Origin of the sequence: Desulfovibrio gilichinskyi, from assembly GCF_900177375.1 — a bacterium.
Classification (GTDB): domain Bacteria; phylum Desulfobacterota; class Desulfovibrionia; order Desulfovibrionales; family Desulfovibrionaceae; genus Maridesulfovibrio; species Maridesulfovibrio gilichinskyi.
This window is the reverse complement of sequence record NZ_FWZU01000008.1, coordinates 53,534-72,153: the sequence shown is the minus strand read 5'-3', so window position 1 is coordinate 72,153 and position 18,620 is coordinate 53,534. Positions and strand designations below refer to the sequence as shown.

At 42.3% G+C, this 18,620-nt stretch carries 21 protein-coding genes and 1 tRNA gene; 4 read left to right on the top strand and 18 right to left on the bottom strand.

Translation table 11 applies throughout. The features are described 5' to 3' along the window. Window positions 1–238 precede the first annotated feature (238 nt). The 18 genes from B9N78_RS17540 to B9N78_RS17455 form a co-directional block, all read right to left on the bottom strand. Complete coding sequence (locus B9N78_RS17540; RefSeq protein WP_085104725.1) at window positions 239–1,249, bottom strand: PEGA domain-containing protein; 1,011 nt, start codon at window positions 1,247–1,249, stop codon at window positions 239–241. Between the two features lie 69 nt (window positions 1,250–1,318). After that, on the bottom strand, window positions 1,319–1,675 hold the full coding sequence (panD, locus tag B9N78_RS17535) for an aspartate 1-decarboxylase (protein ID WP_085104723.1): 357 nt from the start codon (window positions 1,673–1,675) through the stop codon (window positions 1,319–1,321). A 169-nt stretch (window positions 1,676–1,844) separates the two neighbouring features. Next, window positions 1,845–2,348 (bottom strand): hypothetical protein, encoded by a 504-nt coding sequence (locus B9N78_RS17530; protein ID WP_137982579.1) that lies wholly within the window; start codon window positions 2,346–2,348, stop codon window positions 1,845–1,847. Between the two features lie 41 nt (window positions 2,349–2,389). After that, complete coding sequence (locus B9N78_RS17525) at window positions 2,390–2,617, bottom strand: MoaD/ThiS family protein (protein WP_085104720.1); 228 nt, start codon at window positions 2,615–2,617, stop codon at window positions 2,390–2,392. A 278-nt stretch (window positions 2,618–2,895) separates the two neighbouring features. After that, on the bottom strand, window positions 2,896–3,816 hold the full coding sequence (locus B9N78_RS17520) for a manganese-dependent inorganic pyrophosphatase (RefSeq protein ID WP_085104718.1): 921 nt from the start codon (window positions 3,814–3,816) through the stop codon (window positions 2,896–2,898). Between the two features lie 71 nt (window positions 3,817–3,887). Further along, window positions 3,888–4,565, bottom strand: coding sequence for a PTS sugar transporter subunit IIC (locus tag B9N78_RS17515; RefSeq protein WP_085104716.1), 678 nt, complete (start codon window positions 4,563–4,565; stop codon window positions 3,888–3,890). Window positions 4,566–4,599: 34 nt separating this feature from the next. Further along, a complete protein-coding gene (locus B9N78_RS17510) occupies window positions 4,600–5,067 on the bottom strand; it encodes a PTS sugar transporter subunit IIB (protein WP_085104714.1) in 468 nt (155 codons plus the stop codon). 3 nt (window positions 5,068–5,070) lie between these two features. Next, on the bottom strand, window positions 5,071–5,499 hold the full coding sequence (locus tag B9N78_RS17505) for a PTS sugar transporter subunit IIA (RefSeq protein WP_085104712.1): 429 nt from the start codon (window positions 5,497–5,499) through the stop codon (window positions 5,071–5,073). Window positions 5,500–5,537: 38 nt separating this feature from the next. Next, window positions 5,538–6,419: an RNase adapter RapZ gene (rapZ, locus tag B9N78_RS17500; protein WP_085104710.1), complete on the bottom strand. Its 882-nt coding sequence runs from the start codon at window positions 6,417–6,419 to the stop codon at window positions 5,538–5,540. Between the two features lie 26 nt (window positions 6,420–6,445). Beyond that, window positions 6,446–6,895, bottom strand: coding sequence for a PTS sugar transporter subunit IIA (locus B9N78_RS17495; protein WP_085104708.1), 450 nt, complete (start codon window positions 6,893–6,895; stop codon window positions 6,446–6,448). A gap of 3 nt (window positions 6,896–6,898) precedes the next feature. Continuing rightward, window positions 6,899–7,441, bottom strand: coding sequence for a ribosome hibernation-promoting factor, HPF/YfiA family (gene hpf / locus B9N78_RS17490; protein WP_085104706.1), 543 nt, complete (start codon window positions 7,439–7,441; stop codon window positions 6,899–6,901). Between the two features lie 47 nt (window positions 7,442–7,488). Then, window positions 7,489–8,904, bottom strand: coding sequence for an RNA polymerase factor sigma-54 (gene rpoN / locus B9N78_RS17485; protein WP_085104704.1), 1,416 nt, complete (start codon window positions 8,902–8,904; stop codon window positions 7,489–7,491). A 372-nt stretch (window positions 8,905–9,276) separates the two neighbouring features. Beyond that, a complete protein-coding gene (gene lptB / locus B9N78_RS17480; RefSeq protein ID WP_085104702.1) occupies window positions 9,277–9,999 on the bottom strand; it encodes an LPS export ABC transporter ATP-binding protein in 723 nt (240 codons plus the stop codon). A 30-nt stretch (window positions 10,000–10,029) separates the two neighbouring features. After that, window positions 10,030–11,676: an LptA/OstA family protein gene (locus B9N78_RS17475; RefSeq protein WP_085104700.1), complete on the bottom strand. Its 1,647-nt coding sequence runs from the start codon at window positions 11,674–11,676 to the stop codon at window positions 10,030–10,032. A gap of 16 nt (window positions 11,677–11,692) precedes the next feature. Continuing rightward, window positions 11,693–12,280 (bottom strand): LPS export ABC transporter periplasmic protein LptC, encoded by a 588-nt coding sequence (gene lptC, locus B9N78_RS17470; RefSeq protein WP_085104697.1) that lies wholly within the window; start codon window positions 12,278–12,280, stop codon window positions 11,693–11,695. Then, the gene (locus B9N78_RS17465; RefSeq protein WP_085104695.1) at window positions 12,281–12,802 is read right to left on the bottom strand and encodes a KdsC family phosphatase; all 522 of its coding nucleotides are present in this window, start codon (window positions 12,800–12,802) and stop codon (window positions 12,281–12,283) included. It lies immediately after the preceding gene. Continuing rightward, window positions 12,792–13,604 (bottom strand): 3-deoxy-8-phosphooctulonate synthase, encoded by an 813-nt coding sequence (gene kdsA, locus B9N78_RS17460; protein ID WP_085104693.1) that lies wholly within the window; start codon window positions 13,602–13,604, stop codon window positions 12,792–12,794. Before kdsA ends, B9N78_RS17465 begins: the two co-directional genes overlap by 11 nt. Before the next feature lie 25 nt (window positions 13,605–13,629). Then, window positions 13,630–15,261 carry a CTP synthase gene (locus B9N78_RS17455; protein ID WP_085104691.1) on the bottom strand — a complete coding sequence of 544 codons (1,632 nt, stop codon included), beginning with the start codon at window positions 15,259–15,261 and terminating at the stop codon, window positions 13,630–13,632. Window positions 15,262–15,541: 280 nt separating this feature from the next. On the opposite strand from B9N78_RS17455, the gene B9N78_RS17450 reads away from it, so the two are divergent. The 4 genes from B9N78_RS17450 to B9N78_RS17435 all read left to right on the top strand — a co-directional run bounded on the left by B9N78_RS17450 (window position 15,542) and on the right by B9N78_RS17435 (window position 18,407). Further along, window positions 15,542–16,351 (top strand): phosphoribosylformylglycinamidine synthase subunit PurQ, encoded by an 810-nt coding sequence (locus B9N78_RS17450; protein WP_085104689.1) that lies wholly within the window; start codon window positions 15,542–15,544, stop codon window positions 16,349–16,351. A gap of 73 nt (window positions 16,352–16,424) precedes the next feature. After that, window positions 16,425–16,940, top strand: coding sequence for a nucleoside deaminase (locus B9N78_RS17445; protein WP_085104687.1), 516 nt, complete (start codon window positions 16,425–16,427; stop codon window positions 16,938–16,940). 150 nt (window positions 16,941–17,090) lie between these two features. Then, window positions 17,091–17,185, top strand: a tRNA-Ser gene (locus tag B9N78_RS17440). A gap of 223 nt (window positions 17,186–17,408) precedes the next feature. Beyond that, a complete protein-coding gene (locus B9N78_RS17435; protein ID WP_085104685.1) occupies window positions 17,409–18,407 on the top strand; it encodes an Lcl C-terminal domain-containing protein in 999 nt (332 codons plus the stop codon). The last annotated feature ends 213 nt before the right edge of the window (window positions 18,408–18,620 follow it).

Here is an 18,620-nt window from a genome sequence, read left to right as displayed (position 1 = left end):
GAAGTGCTGTGGCGTTCAGCCGTTGCCGACCCGAGAAAGAGGTTCTATGTAAATCACTCCAAACAGTCAACAGGTTTTTGAATTATTGTGGATATATAAACTTTAAAAACCTGACGATTACAGCAAAATCCCCATAAATAAAGGGATTCTGCCGTATTAATTTATTCAGCTAAATTCACTGTTCTAAAATCTATCCCAGACCTTTATGTGAATACTATATATATAGATAAGACCGGACTTACTTGTTTGACCCTTCAAGCAGTGTATCTAAGACGTCAACAGCCTCAGCAGGATTCACCTTTACGCTGGCTTTAACTTTGGTCTCAGAACTCTTCTTATTATATGTAGAGCCGTTAAATGACTCGCTAGAAGATCCGCTTTTTCCAGTTACTCCACCTTTTATATTCGGAGCGGCCCCGATAGCAGCGGCTTTAGCGGCATCTTCAATGAAGGAATCAGAATTCATCTGAGCAGGTTGAGCTGTCTCAACGTTCGAATCAGATGAAGATATAGAATCGGGTGTTCCATCCCTTAGAATAGTCCACTTGCCAGCATCAGACCTACTCGCCTTACCATCATACATAGAGCTATGCCCCATTGATGTCATCTTAAGTGAAAAAGATCTGGTTGGAACATCATAGCCTGATAAAATACCGTGAGCCATTATCAAGTATTGAATACCGGTTTGATCATTTGTCCAACTGAACTGTGAACCTGACTTAAGAGTCTCAAGAACATAGCTGATCTGCGCACGGTCTGTGTCAGTCAGACTTTGAATATGGGGGGACAATGATCCTGTTTGATCCAAACGAGCTTGAGGAGTCATAGGTATCAGCGTTACAGCAACAGCAGACGGAGAAAGGACATACGCATCCCCTGTTTGCTCCTGGCTATCTATAGAGTTAACACCATTGGCAATTCCCCATGCCGTCTTATCTCCAATAGCCATCGAGGAGGAAGACATTCCCGAGGATACGGCATTCATCAGAACCTTCTGCTGCTGATAGACTCTCTTAATGATTATGTCCTGCTGGCGGAACTGATCTTTCGTCAGGGTTATGATATGGTCAGCATTGCATGCAAGATCAACAGTGCAAGGAGCCTCACAAACAGTCTTACCATCGGCAAAAACCGTCGCACCCATTGGATTTGATGAAACCGGTATTGATTGCATCTTAATCTGCGGTGCACAACCTGAAGCAACTCCTGCCACTAAAATCAATGCTGCTAAATTCTTATAAATACTCATACCTGCCACCTCGTTGCATTTTTACAATGCTTTATAACGAAAAAAGGCGTGGAGATCCACGCCTTAAATTTACTTCTGAACAAGTTTAACTTTGTTACCGTCCCCTAACAGGACGACCTTCGGCTTATGCAGCCCGAGCTCATCATCATCAAGCCAAGCATAAGTACAGATAATAATTTTCTGCCCGGCTTGCCCTTTATGCGCAGCAGCCCCGTTTAGACAGAATTCACCTTCTCCACCTTCTATTGCATAAGTAGTAAGCCTTTCTCCGTTGTCGACATTTAAGACATCAACTCTTTCATACGGAAGAATTCCAGCTTTTTCTAACAAATTAGAATCAATAGAAATGGAACCTTCATAGTCTACATTAGCATTTGTAATTGTTGCTCTATGAATTTTAGATTTTAAAAGACAGCGACTGGCCATAGCTAGTTCCTCGTGAAAATTTAAATTAAAGACAAAGAGCATTAGCGACTAGCATGCTATTTAAGGATTCGCAATCCATTAAAACCATCCAAAAACAGGAAATGAATCATTTCCACTCTAAATTAAAAAAGCCGGAAATTTCCGGCTTTTTTAATTTGAAAAAAAAATATTATTTCGCAAATTTTCTTCTTAAAAAAGCCAATACTGATAACCCCCCTCCCATAAGGAGAAGTGCGCCTGGAAGCGGTGTTGATGAATTGGATATCTCACCCTTTGTAAAAGTCCATTTTTTATTCTCATAAAAATTTGTCCCGGTCAGTACTGTAGGACCACCGATCTCCGCCCATTCTACAGCAAAAGATGTTTTACTGCTGGGAGTTGTAAATTTAAAATCTGGGAGAACATCTTTGATGCCGGAAGTAGCTGGTCCAGTAAGAATAACACTATTCCTTGAGTTGCCAGAATAAGACCACGACCAACCGTCTAGTGAATCTTTATTAAAGCTGACACTCTTGATTGAAACTTCTGGAGTGGTAACCCATAACTTCATAGTTTTGACGCCAGTAGCTTCATTATACCAATTATTAGCTTTAACAGTTGATGCCTGAACAAAAGAAGCAAAAAACAAGCAAAATACAAACGCTGCTATTGAACTCTTCAATAAAACTTTCATATCTTTAATCTCTCCCCAAATAAATTTTACTATTCCGAAAATCAACCGCCACCGACAGCAGGAAACACCCCTACTCTGTCTCCTCCTGCTAATGTAACTCCCAGACCTGATGATACACCGTTCACAAAAATAATCTTAACCTCATCTAGAGGAATCCCCACTCTTTGTAGAACATCACCAACTGTTTCACCATCTGTTATTGGGAATTTATCCGCTGACTCAGGGCTTTGCGCCGCAAAAGTTGCATAGCAAAGAAGTGTTATATTCATTCTGAACCTTAGGGCTGATCTTTTTAGTATTTAATCAAATTTTAGTTGTCTAAAAAATGATAATGAGCAAAATTGACACACTAAAATTTTGTAGCAAAAAACAAACCACAATTACAATTCAATTCATTCCTGAAACTTATATTTAAAGCTAAAAAAAAATTAGTACAATTGCAACTTACATATTAAATTTATAACTCAACAGAAATTATTCAAATAAAAAAAGCCCGGCAAGGTAAACCTTGCCGGGCAAAATCAAGCTTTAAAAACTTGTACTAAACTTAAGCTGAGAAAGCTTTTTCGAAGTTAGGTACAACCTGTTTTTTACGGCTCATTACGCCTTCAAGGTACACGGATGTTCCTTTAGGAGCAACACCGAATGCTTTTTCGACAACAGAAGGATCGTCAGAAACGATAAGCATTTCAGAACCTTCTTTCATGATGTCTGTCAAAAGCAAGAAACAGCTGTGACGGCCTTCAGCTTTAACTTTTTCAAGTTCAGCATAAAGGTCAGCTTTGATGTTATCAAAAACTGAGAGATCAACAACTTCAAGCTGGCCAACGCCTACTTTCTTACCGGACATATCAAAATCTTTATAGTCACGGAAAATGAGGTCGTTCATTGATGCACCTGCAACAGCAGATTTAACATTGAACATTTCCATTCCGAGAGCCATAACATCAGCAACACCGGCAATCTTAGCGAGTTCTGCAACTGCAGCTTTATCAGCTTCAGTAGTAGTAACGGACTTGAATATTACGGTATCACTAAGAATAGCACAGAGTACGATTCCAGCAATGTTTTTAGGAATTTCTACATTGTAGAACTTGTACATTGCATTGATGATAGTACCGGTGCAACCAACAGGCCATACCCACATTTCAAGAGGATTCGGAGTAGTAACATCACCAAGTTTGTGATGGTCAACAACTGCAACGACTTCACCCTTGCTAAGATTGTCAATTGTCTGAGCAATGTCAGAATGGTCAACAAGGATAATTTTCTTGTCAGTAGCGTCAGTCATGATAGCAGGAGCTTCACAACCGAACTTATCGAGTACAAACTTAGTTTCAGGAGCTAGTTCGCCCTGAGCAACAGGCTGTGTTGCTTCTTTAACTTTAGACCAAAGATCTGCAACAGCTATTGCTGAAGTAATGGAATCGGTATCTGGATTTTTGTGTCCAACTGAATAAATCATAATAAATTCCTCCTAAAAATATTGTAGCTTAAGTGAGCTTGTGTCTTCTATCACAATCTCTGCTCCCTGCCAAGTCATACAATGCCGGCAAGAAGGACAAAACCAAAAATAACTACACCGAAAACAAAGGTAGCATAAGCCTTACGAAGCCTCAAAGCCAGTAGTCCGCCGAGGCTGGCGGCTATCCATAGGAAAGACCACTGAATTTCCACAGGAGCGATAATTCCACCCCACTTGTGAAAAAATATACGAAGTATGTAATGAAGGATGACGGTACTTGTCCAGAAAAAAAGCCACGAAGTAGACAAAGTTCTTAAAATAGATTGAACAACAAGCTTTCTCGGCATGTCGTCACCGGATTTCCCCTTTCTGGCCCAGTTCAACAACTTGTAATATCCATGGTTATGCCACTGTCGCAGAGAATTCTCGAGCCATGCTCCAAGCTGAGCCAGCGGGAGACACGCAAGAAGAATGCACATAACTTTCGGTGCTTCGGTAAAACCGAATGAGGAGGTTAAAGCAAGCGCGGCAAAAGTAGACGCTAAAATATGAGGCGGGATATAAGTTCCGGCCGGAATATTATCCAGCCAGAATAATTCAAAAAAAACGGCTATCTTTAAACTGGTAGCATAGTCTCCGGTAACAAATCCCCAGAGAGCCCCGGCAACTAAAGGCCGTTCAAGTAAACCGGCATTTATTGTAAATCTGAACAGAGAGAAAATTGCAAAAAAAAACCTATCAGCGCAGCCCACGCCGGAAAAGGTAAAGCTAATCCTTGCAACAAGTTCATATAAACCTCACCTGCACAGGATCATTAGGCACACATCTGAAATCAAGTTCAATTCCTTGTCCTTTAAAAAAGTGCAAACAGGATTCATCATCCGAGCTGAGTGCAACACTTGGAGATATCTGTTTTTTACCGGGACCGTAATGGATATTACCGATATTAACCGTAGAAATTTTGAAACCTTTTTCCATTGCGAGGCGCAAATCCTCACAAGAGGAAAAAAGAATTATGGTATTACCACATTTTGAATCAGCACCGACATTCATTACAGATTCCTGCAAATCGTCAATAGAAGAAAAAAAGCAACTGACAGATTGAGGAATTGCGAGGGACATTATTTGTTGCTGCAAACAGTCATCAGCTACTGCGTCATTAGCAACAATGATACTTTTGGCATGGGTATAAGGCAGCCAAGTTTCAATTATCTGGCCATGCACCAGTCTATTATCGATTCTCACCCAGAACATACATTAACCTTTTGAAGTTCGTTTTCTAAGCATTTCCCCGGCAATAACAATTCCTTTAATTCCTGCTCTGCTGACCTCTTCGGCCATATTCTGCAACGAATCAGTGCGCTTTTGAAGAGCTTTCAAAAGCATAGGAAGACTGACTCCGGTCACAACTTCAATGTCATCTTGCTGAAGCAGGGATAAACTTAAATTGGTAGGAGTTCCCCCGAACATGTCGGTAAGAATTAAAACCCCTGCATTGCTTTTAACCTGAGAAATAAATTTTTTTAAGGATTCAACAGCAGCATCAATCCCTTTGGTTCCATCTACACAAAGAGACAAAACATTTTCCTGAGGGCCGACAATCAGTTCAGCCGCATCGATAAGGGCCTGTCCGAAGTGCCCATGCGTCACAATAACTATTCCGACTTTACTTGCTTCCGTATCCATCTATATTCCCGATATAAGTTTTCGTAAAAAATACGGTTTTAGTCTAAATTTATATGCTTGTGTTCAAGACTAGCAGAGTATCCGCTCTTCTTAAGAATGGCAAATATCCGTTCTGCAACAGCGACGGACCTATGCCTTCCGCCTGTACACCCGACAGCTATTGTAAGTCTGTATCGCCCTTCCGCTTCATAAAGCGGAAGAATATACTGAAGGAAATCTAAATATTTCTCAATAAAAACCGAACCTGTCTCAGACCCTAACACATAATCTGAAATAGCTTTATCCTGACCTGACAGCGGGCGCAATTTTTCATCAAAATATGGATTGGGTAAAAACCTTAAGTCCATGACCATATCCGCTTCGGTCGGAACATCATGTTTAAACCCGAAAGAAATAACATTAACACGAAGGCCGGACTTCCCTTCGGTTAGAGCCGACCATTTTTCCTGAATTCTACGCCTGAGATCATGAATTGAATAGGTCGTTGTGTCGATTATAAGGTCTGCGGCACTACGAAGAGGTTCAAGAAGAACTTTCTCTTCTTCCAAAGCCTGCTCAAGTCCCAACTTTTTAGATTCGAGAGGATGAGGTCTGCGAGTTGTTGCATAACGTCTGACCAATTCCGGAAGTCTGGCTTCCAAAAAAATTAAACTCGGGCAAACTCCATTTGAGCCAAGCTGTGCACAGGTAGACTGCCATTCCTCGACAAAATCCGATTGACGCAGATCCATCCCGAGAACAAGTCCTCGATAATTTTCATCCTTACCCTTAAAAAGTTCAACGAGCTTTGCCAGCATACTTGCAGGAAGCCCGTCGACACAGAAAAACCTTAAATCTTCGAAGACCTTTAAAACTGTTGATTTCCCGGCCCCTGAAAGTCCGCTGACAACTATAACCGGAAATGAGTCTGCACTTTCCACCTAAAAGACCTCCACGATGTCCTAAATTAAGTGATATTCAGTAGATTCAACAATTCCTGCTGGTTCTGAGCATTTTTGAATGCTTCTCTAAAAGTTGCATCTTTAAGCTGTCTGGATATTTGAGCAAGTACTTTCAAATGAGTACCGGCGCCTTGATCAGGAGCCAGAACCATAAAGAAAATATGACATGGTTCACCGTCTAAAGCTTCAAAATCAATCCCGCTGCCGCTTCTACCGACAACTACAAAGATATCTTCAAGACAGTCCAATTTACCGTGGGGGATGGCAATGCCATCCCCTATACCGGTTGTTCCTAATTTTTCACGAGTCATAAGGACCTTGAGAGCGGTTTCAACATCTAGCTTAACACCTTTAGCATTAAGTACTGTCACCATTTCTCTCAGAACGCCTTCCTTATCAGAACTTTCAAGTTCAAAAAGGACCAGCTCCTTATCTAAATTATCATTTATTATCATCAATTAATATCCCGGATCAATCAACCCAAAGTCGCCATTCTTGCGACGGTAAATAACATTAACAGCTTCAGTATCTGCATTTCTGAAAACAAGGAATTCATGGTCGAGGGTCTGAAGCTGCATAGCGGCTTCCTCTACAGACATGGGCTTTGGCACAAACTGATCAGTTTCAACAATCGTAGGTTCAGACTTTTCGTCTTCCTCAGTTGTGAAGCTGATTACGTCCATACGCCCGGGGGCAGCTTCGATACGTCTGTGATCTCTCATCTTATCACGCATACGTCTAAGCTGAACTTCAAGCTTGGCAAGGACCAAATCTACAGTTGAATACATATCATCCGATGCTTCATATGCCGAGATATGAATATTATCGGAGCTGAAAATAACATCTGCAACGTGTCTGATCTTATCAACAGACAAGTTGACCTGCATTTCAGTATTATCAGGATTTGTTATAAACTTTTCAAGCTTAGTAAACCTGGTGTTCGCATATTCCTTCAAATGGTCAGACGGGTCAAAGTTCTTAAAAGTAAATGCAACATTCATATGAATCCTCCTTGAGTAAAGGGTGAATATGCTTTTCTACTGAACTGCTAGAATACCTGCTTCCTCTTGGATGAGGATTTAATTCCCATTGCAGTTCTGTATTTTGCTACAGTCCGTCTGGCGATGTTGACCTCAAGTTCAATCTTGAGCATCTCGGCTATTTTTTCATCACTCAGAGGTTTTTTACTATTTTCTTCGCCTATCAAAGACTTAATCAGAGCCTTAACAGATTCGGACCCGACTTGCGAACCGTCATCAAGTCCGAGAGCACTGTTAAAGAAAAATTTAAGCTCATAAATCCCATGCGGAGTCGACACATACTTGCTTGTCGTAATTCGGCTTACTGTAGATTCATGCATTTCAATATCTTCCGCCACCTCTTTAAGAATAAGCGGTTTGAGCTTTGATACTCCTTCCTGAAAAAAACCTCTTTGGAATCTGACTATTGATTCCAGAACCTTATAAAGAGTACGCTGCCGTTGGTAGAGACTCTTCATAAGCCACTGCGCTGAGCGCATCTTCTCCTGAAAATATTCTTTGTCTTCTCCCTTTGTCGAAGCCAGCGTTTCTACATAAAATGAATTCATCTGTAACTTTGGAAGACCGTCCTCGTTCAGGACTATAACAAAATCTCCGTCATATTCATATACATAAGCATCAGGACTGACATAGAAAGACTCTCCCCCAGAAAAACTTGAACCGGGAAGAGGATCAAGAGTTTGCATCAGGTCAATATAGCTCTTGAGATCTTCCATACTAAGCTTAAACTTTCGAGCAAGAGGCTTGTATCTATTCTTCTCTAAATCTTCTAAATGATCTCTAACCAGCGAAACAAGGATAGGGTCATCATCAAGACGCAGAACCTCTAGCTGAATAAGCAAACATTCCTGTGGGCTACGGGCTGCAACTCCGACAGGATCAAATCTTTGAATTCGGTTCAGAACCCTTTCAACATCTTCCATTTCGGCATGGCATGTCTCACAAATATCATCTAATTCAATTCGTAAAAACCCATTACTGCTTAAATTACCTATAATACACTCACCGACAACAAGCTCTTTCTCTGTAAAATTTGAAAGACACAGCTGCCACGATAAATGACCTTCAAGTGTGGTTGCCTTGGTCATCCGTGCTTCAAAAGACATCCCTTCGTCAAGAGACTCCGTTTCTTTAGTTCCGGCCTGCTTGGAAGTACTGGAAAATTCGCCGAGATAATTATCCCAGTCAGCCTCACGGGATATAGCAATATCTTCTGCCGTTGCGGTTCCTGCCTCAGTATCAGGGCTGTCAGTCCGTTCTAAAGCCTCAGCCTCTTCAAGTATAGGATTTTCAAGCAACTCCTGCTGAACAGTATCAAGCAGTTCTAATCGGGAGAGCTGCAACAATTTAATTGCCTGCTGCAACTGAGGAGTCATCACCAGCTGCTGCGAAAGCTTTAATTGTTGTCTAAGTTCCAGTCCCATATATTCCTGCCACCCTCTGATATGCTTAAGCAGTATCTTTTACATTATTCAGATCAATAAAATTGGCCTTCAACAAATTTTCAAAAAAAATGTTTTTCTTGTCGTTGAGCTTGATTTAAGTATGCCACACTAAGGAAGCTCATGCAAGAATTAGTACATATTTATCCGTAATTTCAGGACCTTTCAAATTTTAAAATTGTACATGAAAAAAGTGTACCAATGTTCTGCGTCAGTGTAAATCTACATTGGTAAATTTACTTAAATTGAGTGGGGGCTATAGCAAGAACCGATAAGATAAAATGGTCAGAATGCGCGCAAAATCTTCCGGCCAAAAGGGGGAATATGATCGTAAACAAAGCATGCAGCAAGAAATCAGAGACTGAAACTGTCTCCGAGGTATAAACGGCGTGCCTTGGAATTTTTTACAATGCTCGCCGGAGCACCGTTCAAAATTACGCGCCCTTCATATACCAAATAAGCCCGGTCACAGATACTTAATGTTTCTCTGACATTATGGTCTGAAATAAGAATTCCGAGTCCCATATCTTTGAGCGAAGAAATGATATCCTGAATTTCAATAACCGCGATAGGGTCAATCCCTGCAAACGGCTCATCAAGCAGAATGAATTTGGGATCATTAATAAGAGCCCTTGCAATCTCAAGACGGCGGCGCTCACCGCCGGAAAGGTAAAGAGCTTTCTGTTCTGCCAGCCGCAAAATTCCGAGCTGATCCAAAAGCTGATTCGCCCGCATAGGGATTGCTTTACCGGAAAGACCGGTATGCTCAATAATAATTTCCAGATTTTTACGAACTGAAAGCTTCTTAAATATAGAACTTTCCTGCGGAAGATAACTGATTCCATGCCTTGCTCTTTCATGCAGCGGCCAGCGGGTGATCTGATTTTTATTAAGATAAACATCGCCGGAAGTAGGCTTAACAACACCCACAAGCATATAGAAAGTGGTGGTTTTACCTGCTCCGTTAGGACCAAGTAAACCTACAACTTCACCTTCTTTAACATTTAAGCTTATACCGCGAACAACTTCTTTCTGTCCGTAGTTTTTAACCAGCTTGTTGGCGATTATCGAAGACATATAAATCCTATAAAATTTGTTAATAAAAAACTATGGAGCGACATTTTTAGGAGTGAAAAAGATTGCTTCAACAGGCTTATCACCACCGACAACTTCAGAACGGTTGTCTTTCAGATAAAACTTGATCAAATTACCTTGAACTAAGTTAGGACCGTCTTGCAGCTTTGCATTCCCTTCCATAAGGATAATCGAATCACCTACAACAAAAGTCAGTTTATCGCATGAACCTTTGCGATTATTCATAACAACATTTACGCTGCCTGTTGCTATAATTTCTTTAATTTTATTTTGGGTATCTTTAAGAGAATCTCCGCCTGATTTTAACATAGCGGTAAGAGTATCCGACGTTAAGGTAACATCAAGTCTTACAACTGTTACATCGCCGGAAAAAGTGATTTGATTCTTATTCTCACTGAAAGTCATCTTTTTGGAAGTGATTTTAATAGGCACTTCATCTGGGCCGCCTGGAACACGTTTCTTAGCGGGTGCTTCCTTTTTAACTTCTGCAGGAGGTTCTGTACTCAAATATGCGTTATAAACATACCCGACTATCTCCATTTTGCTATCAGGAGTATCTCCGGCCTTAAAAATAGGGAACCACTTACCTTCTTCAGGTCCGACGAGTACCGCCTGCCCTAATTCAAGTTTGTCCACAATAAGCGACTTAACATCAGGTTCGGAACGGACATTAAGAACAGCCTGAGCAAACATTGATTTAGTCACAATCGGTGCGTTTACAACCGCATCCATAGCTTTATCCATGGAAGCAAGCGAGTCGGCGCGTTCTTTCAGTTCAACTTCTTTCTTTTTCTGTTCAGCTTCCAGCTCAGCTTTACGGGTATCAATTCCCGCCATTTTTTTCTTTTCCAGATTTTTAGGATAAGCAGCAAGAAATGGTCCCCAAGCATATCCCCACACCGGAGTATCTTCTTTTACCATAGTATCTATACGATAAAGAGCGTACATTCCGCCCTTTTCTTTCCCGACCTGTGCACGGTACCCAGGATTCAGAACGCCTACAGCTTTAGACGATGCAACAGGCTTTTTAATTACATTTATTTTTCGTACAGCATATCTAATTCTGGCATCATCAAGATTGATATTAACAGAACTTTCCTTAACAAAACCCAGAGCATCATTTTCCGAAACAACAGGTTTGTCAGCATTAAAAACTGCGTACCAGCCGCCATGCAAAAAGCCGACTTTAATTTTATCGCCTTCTGCTAATTTACCGGCGACAGCTGATTTTAAAGAACGCTCTGCGTGATACTCAAGAGGGGTTCCCACGTATCTGACATCACCCCAGTCAACGACGGGGCTGTTTTTAGCAGCGGGAACAACAATTTTTTTAGAAATATAACCGACAAGTGAGTCTGACAAATTTGATGAAGCCGGATAAACAGGGAGCCATCCGCCTTTCTCTTTACCGACACTGAAACTTTCCGCAGGTGATAAAACCCAGACAACTTCAGCTTTCAAATCAGGGTTTTCTCTAATATTAGCGATAGACTGAGTGATCATAAGCTCTGCCTTTGCAGCATGGGCTATAGAATCAGTTGTAAAAAAAGGGAAAAATAATACCGCACAAATAAGTGCCGAAGCAGTATATGCAAAGGCCGTGAATGCAGCCTGACAGAAACTGCGAAACAATGATTTATTTTCAGATATGCTACTCAATTTATACTCGCTTCTACTATGGCATTGCTACCGTATCAGGTGCTATAAGGGCTTCCACTCCGTCTTCAATCATTATTTCTCTGGTTTTTAAGTCAACTTTAACTTTTTGAGAACTAATATAGATCGAAGGGCTTTGAACTTTTACATTCCCTTCAAGAAAAATGAGATTTTCTTTAGGATTGAAATCCAGCTTATCAGATTGAAGCCTCATATCTTCATAATGACCTTCAACATGATCCCATAATTTGAGACCCTTGCCTTGCTGACTGACTTCGCCATAAAGAGCCTTGACATAAACTTTTTTTCTATCACGGCCTAAATAATATGTAACTTTTGGCTTATCTGCTTTAACAATACCGTTTTCCTGATCGTAATCGGCATTTCCCGCGCGAAGAACCCACTCGATATCCCCGCCTGTTCCCTGAACCAATTCAATCCCTTCGGCAGAAACATCAGAATTGCTACCATCTCCCAGCGGAGGAGGATCGATCGGGCCACCGGCCATAGGTGGGCGCGGAGCAAACTTACTTCCAAGCAGTGTACCGGTAACAATACCGGTAAAAAGCACAGCAAGAAGCACGCAAACAGAGCTGATCCGGCCCATTTATTCGGCCCACTCGAGCCAGATATTCTCAAGGAGTCCCTGACAATCAAGCAGAAAGGCAATTGCTTCTCTTACAGCTCCATGACCGCCGGGCTTTTTGGAAACCCACTTGGAAATACCGATAACTTCAGGCTGAGCATTGCAAACAGCCATAGGCAATCCTACTTTAAGCATCACCGGGACATCAATCCAGTCGTCTCCAATATAGGCGACTTCTTCCGGTTTAAGCCCTTTTTCTTGTATCAGCTTTTCATAGAAAGGAAGTTTTTTACGCTGTCCGGGATAATATTCTGTAATTCCCAGTTCTTTAATGCGATTCTCTACTGCGCCGTGGTTAAGACCAGTTATAACAGCAAGCTGAAGCCCAGCCTGCTGTGCAAACTTAATCCCGAGACCATCCTGAACGTTAAAACGTTTAGTCACATTTCCCTGATGGTCGTAGTAAAGACCTCCATCAGTAAGGACTCCGTCAACATCCAGAATAAGGAGCTTAATTTTAGCTGCCAATTTCTCAACATGCATATTTAATGCTCCACCCGGCAAGTAAATCTTTAATCAGGTCTTCCGTTTTATCAAGCGGCCAGCTGTTCGGACCGTCGCAAAGAGCACAATCAGGATCAGGATGAACTTCCATGAAAACACCGGAAGCTCCTCCGGCAACAGCACAACGCGACAAAACCGGCACAAATTCCCGCTGTCCGCCGGATTTTCCGCCGAGACCGCTGGGAAGCTGCACAGAATGAGTTGCATCAAAAACAACAGGACATCCGAGATCTTTCATAATTGAAAGAGAACGCATATCGACAACTAGATTGTGATAGCCGAAGCTGGCACCGCGCTCTGTCAGCCAGATACGGTTATTGCCTGTGGAGCGGATTTTTCCGACCACATGGGCCATATCCTGCGGAGCGACAAACTGTCCTTTTTTGACATTAACAACGCGCCCAGTTTTTCCTGCCGCGACAAGAAGATCCGTCTGCCTGCACAGGAATGCCGGAATCTGCAAAACATCTACAACAGCGGCGACGGGCGCAGCCTGTTCAGGTAAATGGATATCGGTAACGATAGGCAAACCGGTCTCTTCTTTGATGCGGGCAAGCCATTTCACCCCTTCATCAAGTCCCGGACCTCTGAAAGAATCAACAGAGGTTCTGTTTGCTTTATCAAAAGAGCTTTTAAAAATAACCGTCACATCCAGACGTGAGGCTATCTCTGCCAGAACTTTAGCAGTGCTCATTGCTACTTCGAAACTTTCAAGGGCGCAGGGCCCCGCTAATATAAACGGGCCCTGCACACTTTTGGAATATAATTCATCAGGGGTCAAAATAATTCAGCTCCCTAAATTAATCTTATTTATTGTCACAAGCAGCTTTAATGAAGTCTCTGAACAGAGGGTGAACATTCATAGGAGTAGATTTAAATTCCGGATGGAACTGACAACCGACAAACCACGGATGATCTGGGACCTCAACAATTTCAACAAGGGATTCATCAGGAGAAAGACCGCTTAAAACAAGGCCGCCTTCAACAAATTTAGCCGCGTAACCTTCTTTGTTGAACTCATAACGGTGACGATGACGTTCCTGAATCTCAGCCTTACCATACGCATCCATCGCTTTTGTTCCTTCAGCGATTTTGCAAGGATAAGCTCCAAGACGCATAGTTCCGCCCTTATCACTTTCTTCGCAACGATTTTCAGTCTTCTTGGTACGGTAATCAAACCATTCTTTAATCAAGTAGATGACTGAATCCGGTCCGTCTTTGTCAAATTCTTCTGAATTAGCTTTAGCAAGACCGAGAACGTTTCTGGCATATTCAATAACAGCACACTGCATACCCAGACAAATTCCGAAGAACGGAATTTTATTTTCGCGGGCATACTGAATTGCGGTAATTTTACCTTCAACGCCGCGTGCTCCGAATCCACCTGGAACCAGAACGCCGTCAATACCGATAAGCATTTCAGCAATATTCTCTGCTGTCAGCTCTTCTGAATTAACATAACGCAGTTTAACGGCAACATCATTTGCAACACCGCCATGAATCAAGGCTTCATGTAAACTCTTATAAGCTTCCTTAAGATCAACATACTTACCGACAATTGCAATTGTAGTTTCACCTTTAGGATGATCAAGCTTGTAATTAAGCTCTTTCCAAGGATCAAGATTACAATTTTTTGCAGGAAGATTAAGAAGAATAGCTATTTTCTGATCAAGTCCTTCCTGATAAAAAGATAATGGAACTCTGTAGATAGAATCAACATCAACTGCGGTGAAAACAGCGTCACGATCAACGTCACAGAAAAGTGCAATTTTAAGTTTAATACTTTCTTCAAGCTCAACTTCACTGCGGCAAAGAATAATATCAGGATGAATACCGATGCTGCGCAGTTCTTTAACACTGTGCTGTGTCGGTTTAGTCTTAACTTCACCTGCAGCCTTGAGGTAAGGGACAAGAGTCAGATGAAGGTACAGAACATTTTCACTTCCAAGCTCAGAACGGAGCTGGCGAATAGCTTCAAGGAAAGGAAGTCCTTCGATGTCACCGACGGTTCCGCCGATTTCAATTAAAGCAACATCTTCACCTTTAGCAACGCCGAGGATTGCCTGCTTAATTTCATCAGTAATGTGAGGAATAACCTGAACAGTGCCACCGAGGTAATCACCGCGTCTTTCTTTAGTAATTACGGAATGATAGATACGTCCGGAAGTAAAGTTGTTATTCTGATTGAGCGGAACATTCAAATAACGCTCGTAGTGTCCGAGGTCTAAATCTGTTTCCGCGCCGTCATCCGTTACATAGACTTCGCCATGTTGGAAGGGATTCATGGTTCCGGGGTCGACATTGATATAAGGATCGAGCTTTTGAATTGTCGCAGTAAGCCCTCTAGCTTTAAGAAGTGCGCCTATTGAGGCCGCAGCCAGTCCTTTGCCCAAAGAGGACAAAACGCCTCCGGTGATGAATATAAACTTGGTTTTCATGATGCTCCCATCCATGATGGATTATTTATTTAAACGCTCACTGTACATAAAACAAAATGCACAGCGAATAAAGTCGTATTTAAAAAAAACACAAAACGATACCACCCCAGTAAACATCCTACATTCAGGCGTATCCGACATCATTTTTTTGTGTTAGCGGTACGTCCTGAGGAATATAGGTTGTTGACGGAAAGCAGAGCCGCAATTATGTTCCTCTCTTCAAAACACGGACAAACTAGTCTCTGAATATTTCGATTGTCAACCTAGGAGGGGAAAATATATGGCCCGCGTTAAAGTATTGGTCATTACCGGATACGGAACCAATTGTGAACAGGAATCAGCACACGCAGCAAAAAAAGCTGGAGCTGACGAAGTAGATATCACATATTTTTCTGATCTTGCCGCAGGCAAAACAAGCCTTGAAGGATATAATTATCTTATATTTCCCGGTGGTTTCCTTGATGGAGACGACCTCGGAGCTGCGCAGGCCGCCGCCCTTCGCTGGAAGCATGCACAAACTGCTGACGGATCCCCGCTTGTAGATCAGATTAAAAAATTCTTTGAAGATGGCGGAATTATTCTCGGCATCTGCAACGGATTCCAACTTTTAGTAAAACTCGGCCTTTTACCTGCTGTAGGCGGTGAGTATTTCACCCGTCAGGTATCACTTAGTTACAATGATTCCGCAAGGTTCGAAGCACGTTGGGTACATCTCAAAGCTAATCCGGAATCTCCTTGTATTTTCACAAAAAATATTAAAACACTACATTTGCCGGTTCGTCACGGTGAAGGTAAAATAATTCCTGACACTGATGCCCTTCTAGAGCAATTGGTAGAAAAAAATCTCATCGCGCTGCAATATATCGATGAAGACAGCGGTGAAGTCACTCTTGAATACCCTGCCAACCCGAACGGTTCTCCGCTCGGCATAGCCGGCCTGACAGACCCTTCCGGACGCATATTAGGCCTTATGCCGCATCCTGAAGCATTTAACCACACCACCAATCACCCTAAATGGACAAGAGGCAACGTGCCTACTCTGGGGCTTGCTCTGCTTGAAGGCGGCGTAAATTACCTTAAGTCTATTTAAGACGAGATTATCTGTCTCTAATTGTTTACAGCTTATATGGAGGGAGAATTAAATTTCTTCCTCCAATTTTATTATGAATAATCCTGATGAAATAATTATCCGCGGCAATCCGCCCGTTACACCTCCGCAAGGCCAGACATGGCGCGACATGATGGACGTTGCTATGAGGCAGGGCTTTATTGCGCGCAGTAACGGAGAAGTTCCCATAGGAGCGGCTCTTTTTTCGCAGGATGGCAAAATTTTAGGAACCGGAAGCAACAGTCCGGTCACAGATTACGACCCGTCCGCTCACGCAGAAATTAAATGTTTACGCTCAGCCTGCAACAGTCTGAACAATTACCGATTACCGCAAGGGACAATCTTAGCCGTGACTCTTGAGCCGTGCATAATGTGCCTAGGAGCAATTATTCATGCACGAGTGGCAGGCATAATTTTCGGTGCGCCGGATATTAAAGCCGGAGCAGTTGTCTCGAATATGGAAGGCACAGACCTGACCTTCGCCAATCACAAATTCTGGGTACTAGGCGGAGTCCGCGCTGACGAATGCAGGACCATGCTGCAAAGTTTTTTTCTGCAAAGACGAAAATAAATCAAATTTATTTTTCACCGAATATTTCCACCCATACTTCAAAAACTTTCACAATTTTTTGCCTGAATATTCTTGCGTCTCACATCAAGAATGTATATGACTACCACTTCCCCAAGGCTGGAAGTCCTTTTTCAGCCACTATATATATGAGGAGAGGTAGCGAAGTCTGGCCGTAACGCGCTCGACTCGAAATCGAGTTACGGGTTCATCCCCGTACGTGGGTTCGAATCCCACCCTCTCCGCCATTTTAAAGGGCTCAAGCTGTAAAGTTTGGGCCCTTTAATTTTGGGGAAATTACTACAATAGGTGATTTTATAGGTGATTGACTTAAAATTTAAACATCATCACCCTCTTTCCTTCTTATATTCAAGAGCCTGCCGTTAAAAATCATTTTTTTGCCAAATCATCTAATCAATGTTTTAATAAAAGCATACATCCCGAAAAACATCTCTTAACAATAAAGCCGCCATGAATAAGCAAAATAAATCAAAAAAGATTTCAACCATTCTCCCCCTCTCTACAGGCCAACGCTCCTGCTACGACTCTGCTGGAAAAATCATTCCGTGCAAAAACAGCGGGCAAGACGGTGAATTAGCTAAGGGTATTCCGTGGCCCGAGCCGAGATTCAAATCTGATGGTGACATTACACAAGATTTATTAACCGGACTGATCTGGACGACAAATTCCTCTCCGGCGGAATTCCCGCTACCTTGGGAAGAAAGCTTTGATTTCATCAGCACCATGAATGAAAATAATTTCGCAGGACGTAATGACTGGCGAATGCCAAGCAGGCGGGAACTTTTCAGCCTCATAAGTTTTGCACGTAAAAAACCAGCTTTGCCGGATCATCCTTTCGGTTCAGTTTTTCTAGGTTGGTACTGGTCCAGCACCACTTACGCAGGATTACCGGACCATGCTTGGCGCGTGCATACTGAAGGCGGCCGCATGTTTTTCGGTCATAAGTCCGAAGATTCCCTGCTATGGCCGGTAGCAGGTGAAAGCTCAATACTTCCAGCCACCGGACAGACGATACTCTATGACCACGCAGGACGTGACACGCAAAACGGGGAACCACTGCCAAGTCCACGCTTCAAAGTAAACGAGCAAACCGCAACAGATTTACTTACGGGTCTTACGTGGCTTAAAAAAGCCGACTTATGCGGACTTGTTTCATGGGAACAAGCATTAGAAAAAGTGCAAAATTTCAACAAACAGCAAGGCTCCACAAATTGGAGGCTTCCAACTATTAGAGAATTGGAAAGCTTAGTAGATGCCTCCAACGCCTACCCTGCACTTACTGCATCACATCCATTCACTAATCTTGGCGACTCCTACTGGTCATCCACATCAAGCAGCTTTGAATATAACTGGGCCATGGCTTTGTACCTAAATAAAGGTGCTATCGGGGTTGGATTTAAATCCGGTGAACCTTTCTTAGTATGGCCTGTTTGTGACTCACTGAAGTGATCAGACAGATTAGATGGATAAAGAATCGAAAAGAATTAAGGGCTCAAGCTGTACGGTTTGAGTCCTTTACCTTTTTATAATCAATCTCAATCCGCCCAAGAAAAATCCACCACCCCCAACTATAACCCTCATCAATCAATACTATCACATTTACCCACCACTCACTCCAACAAATCACGATAAAAACCTATCAGATTCAAATATTTAAAATAA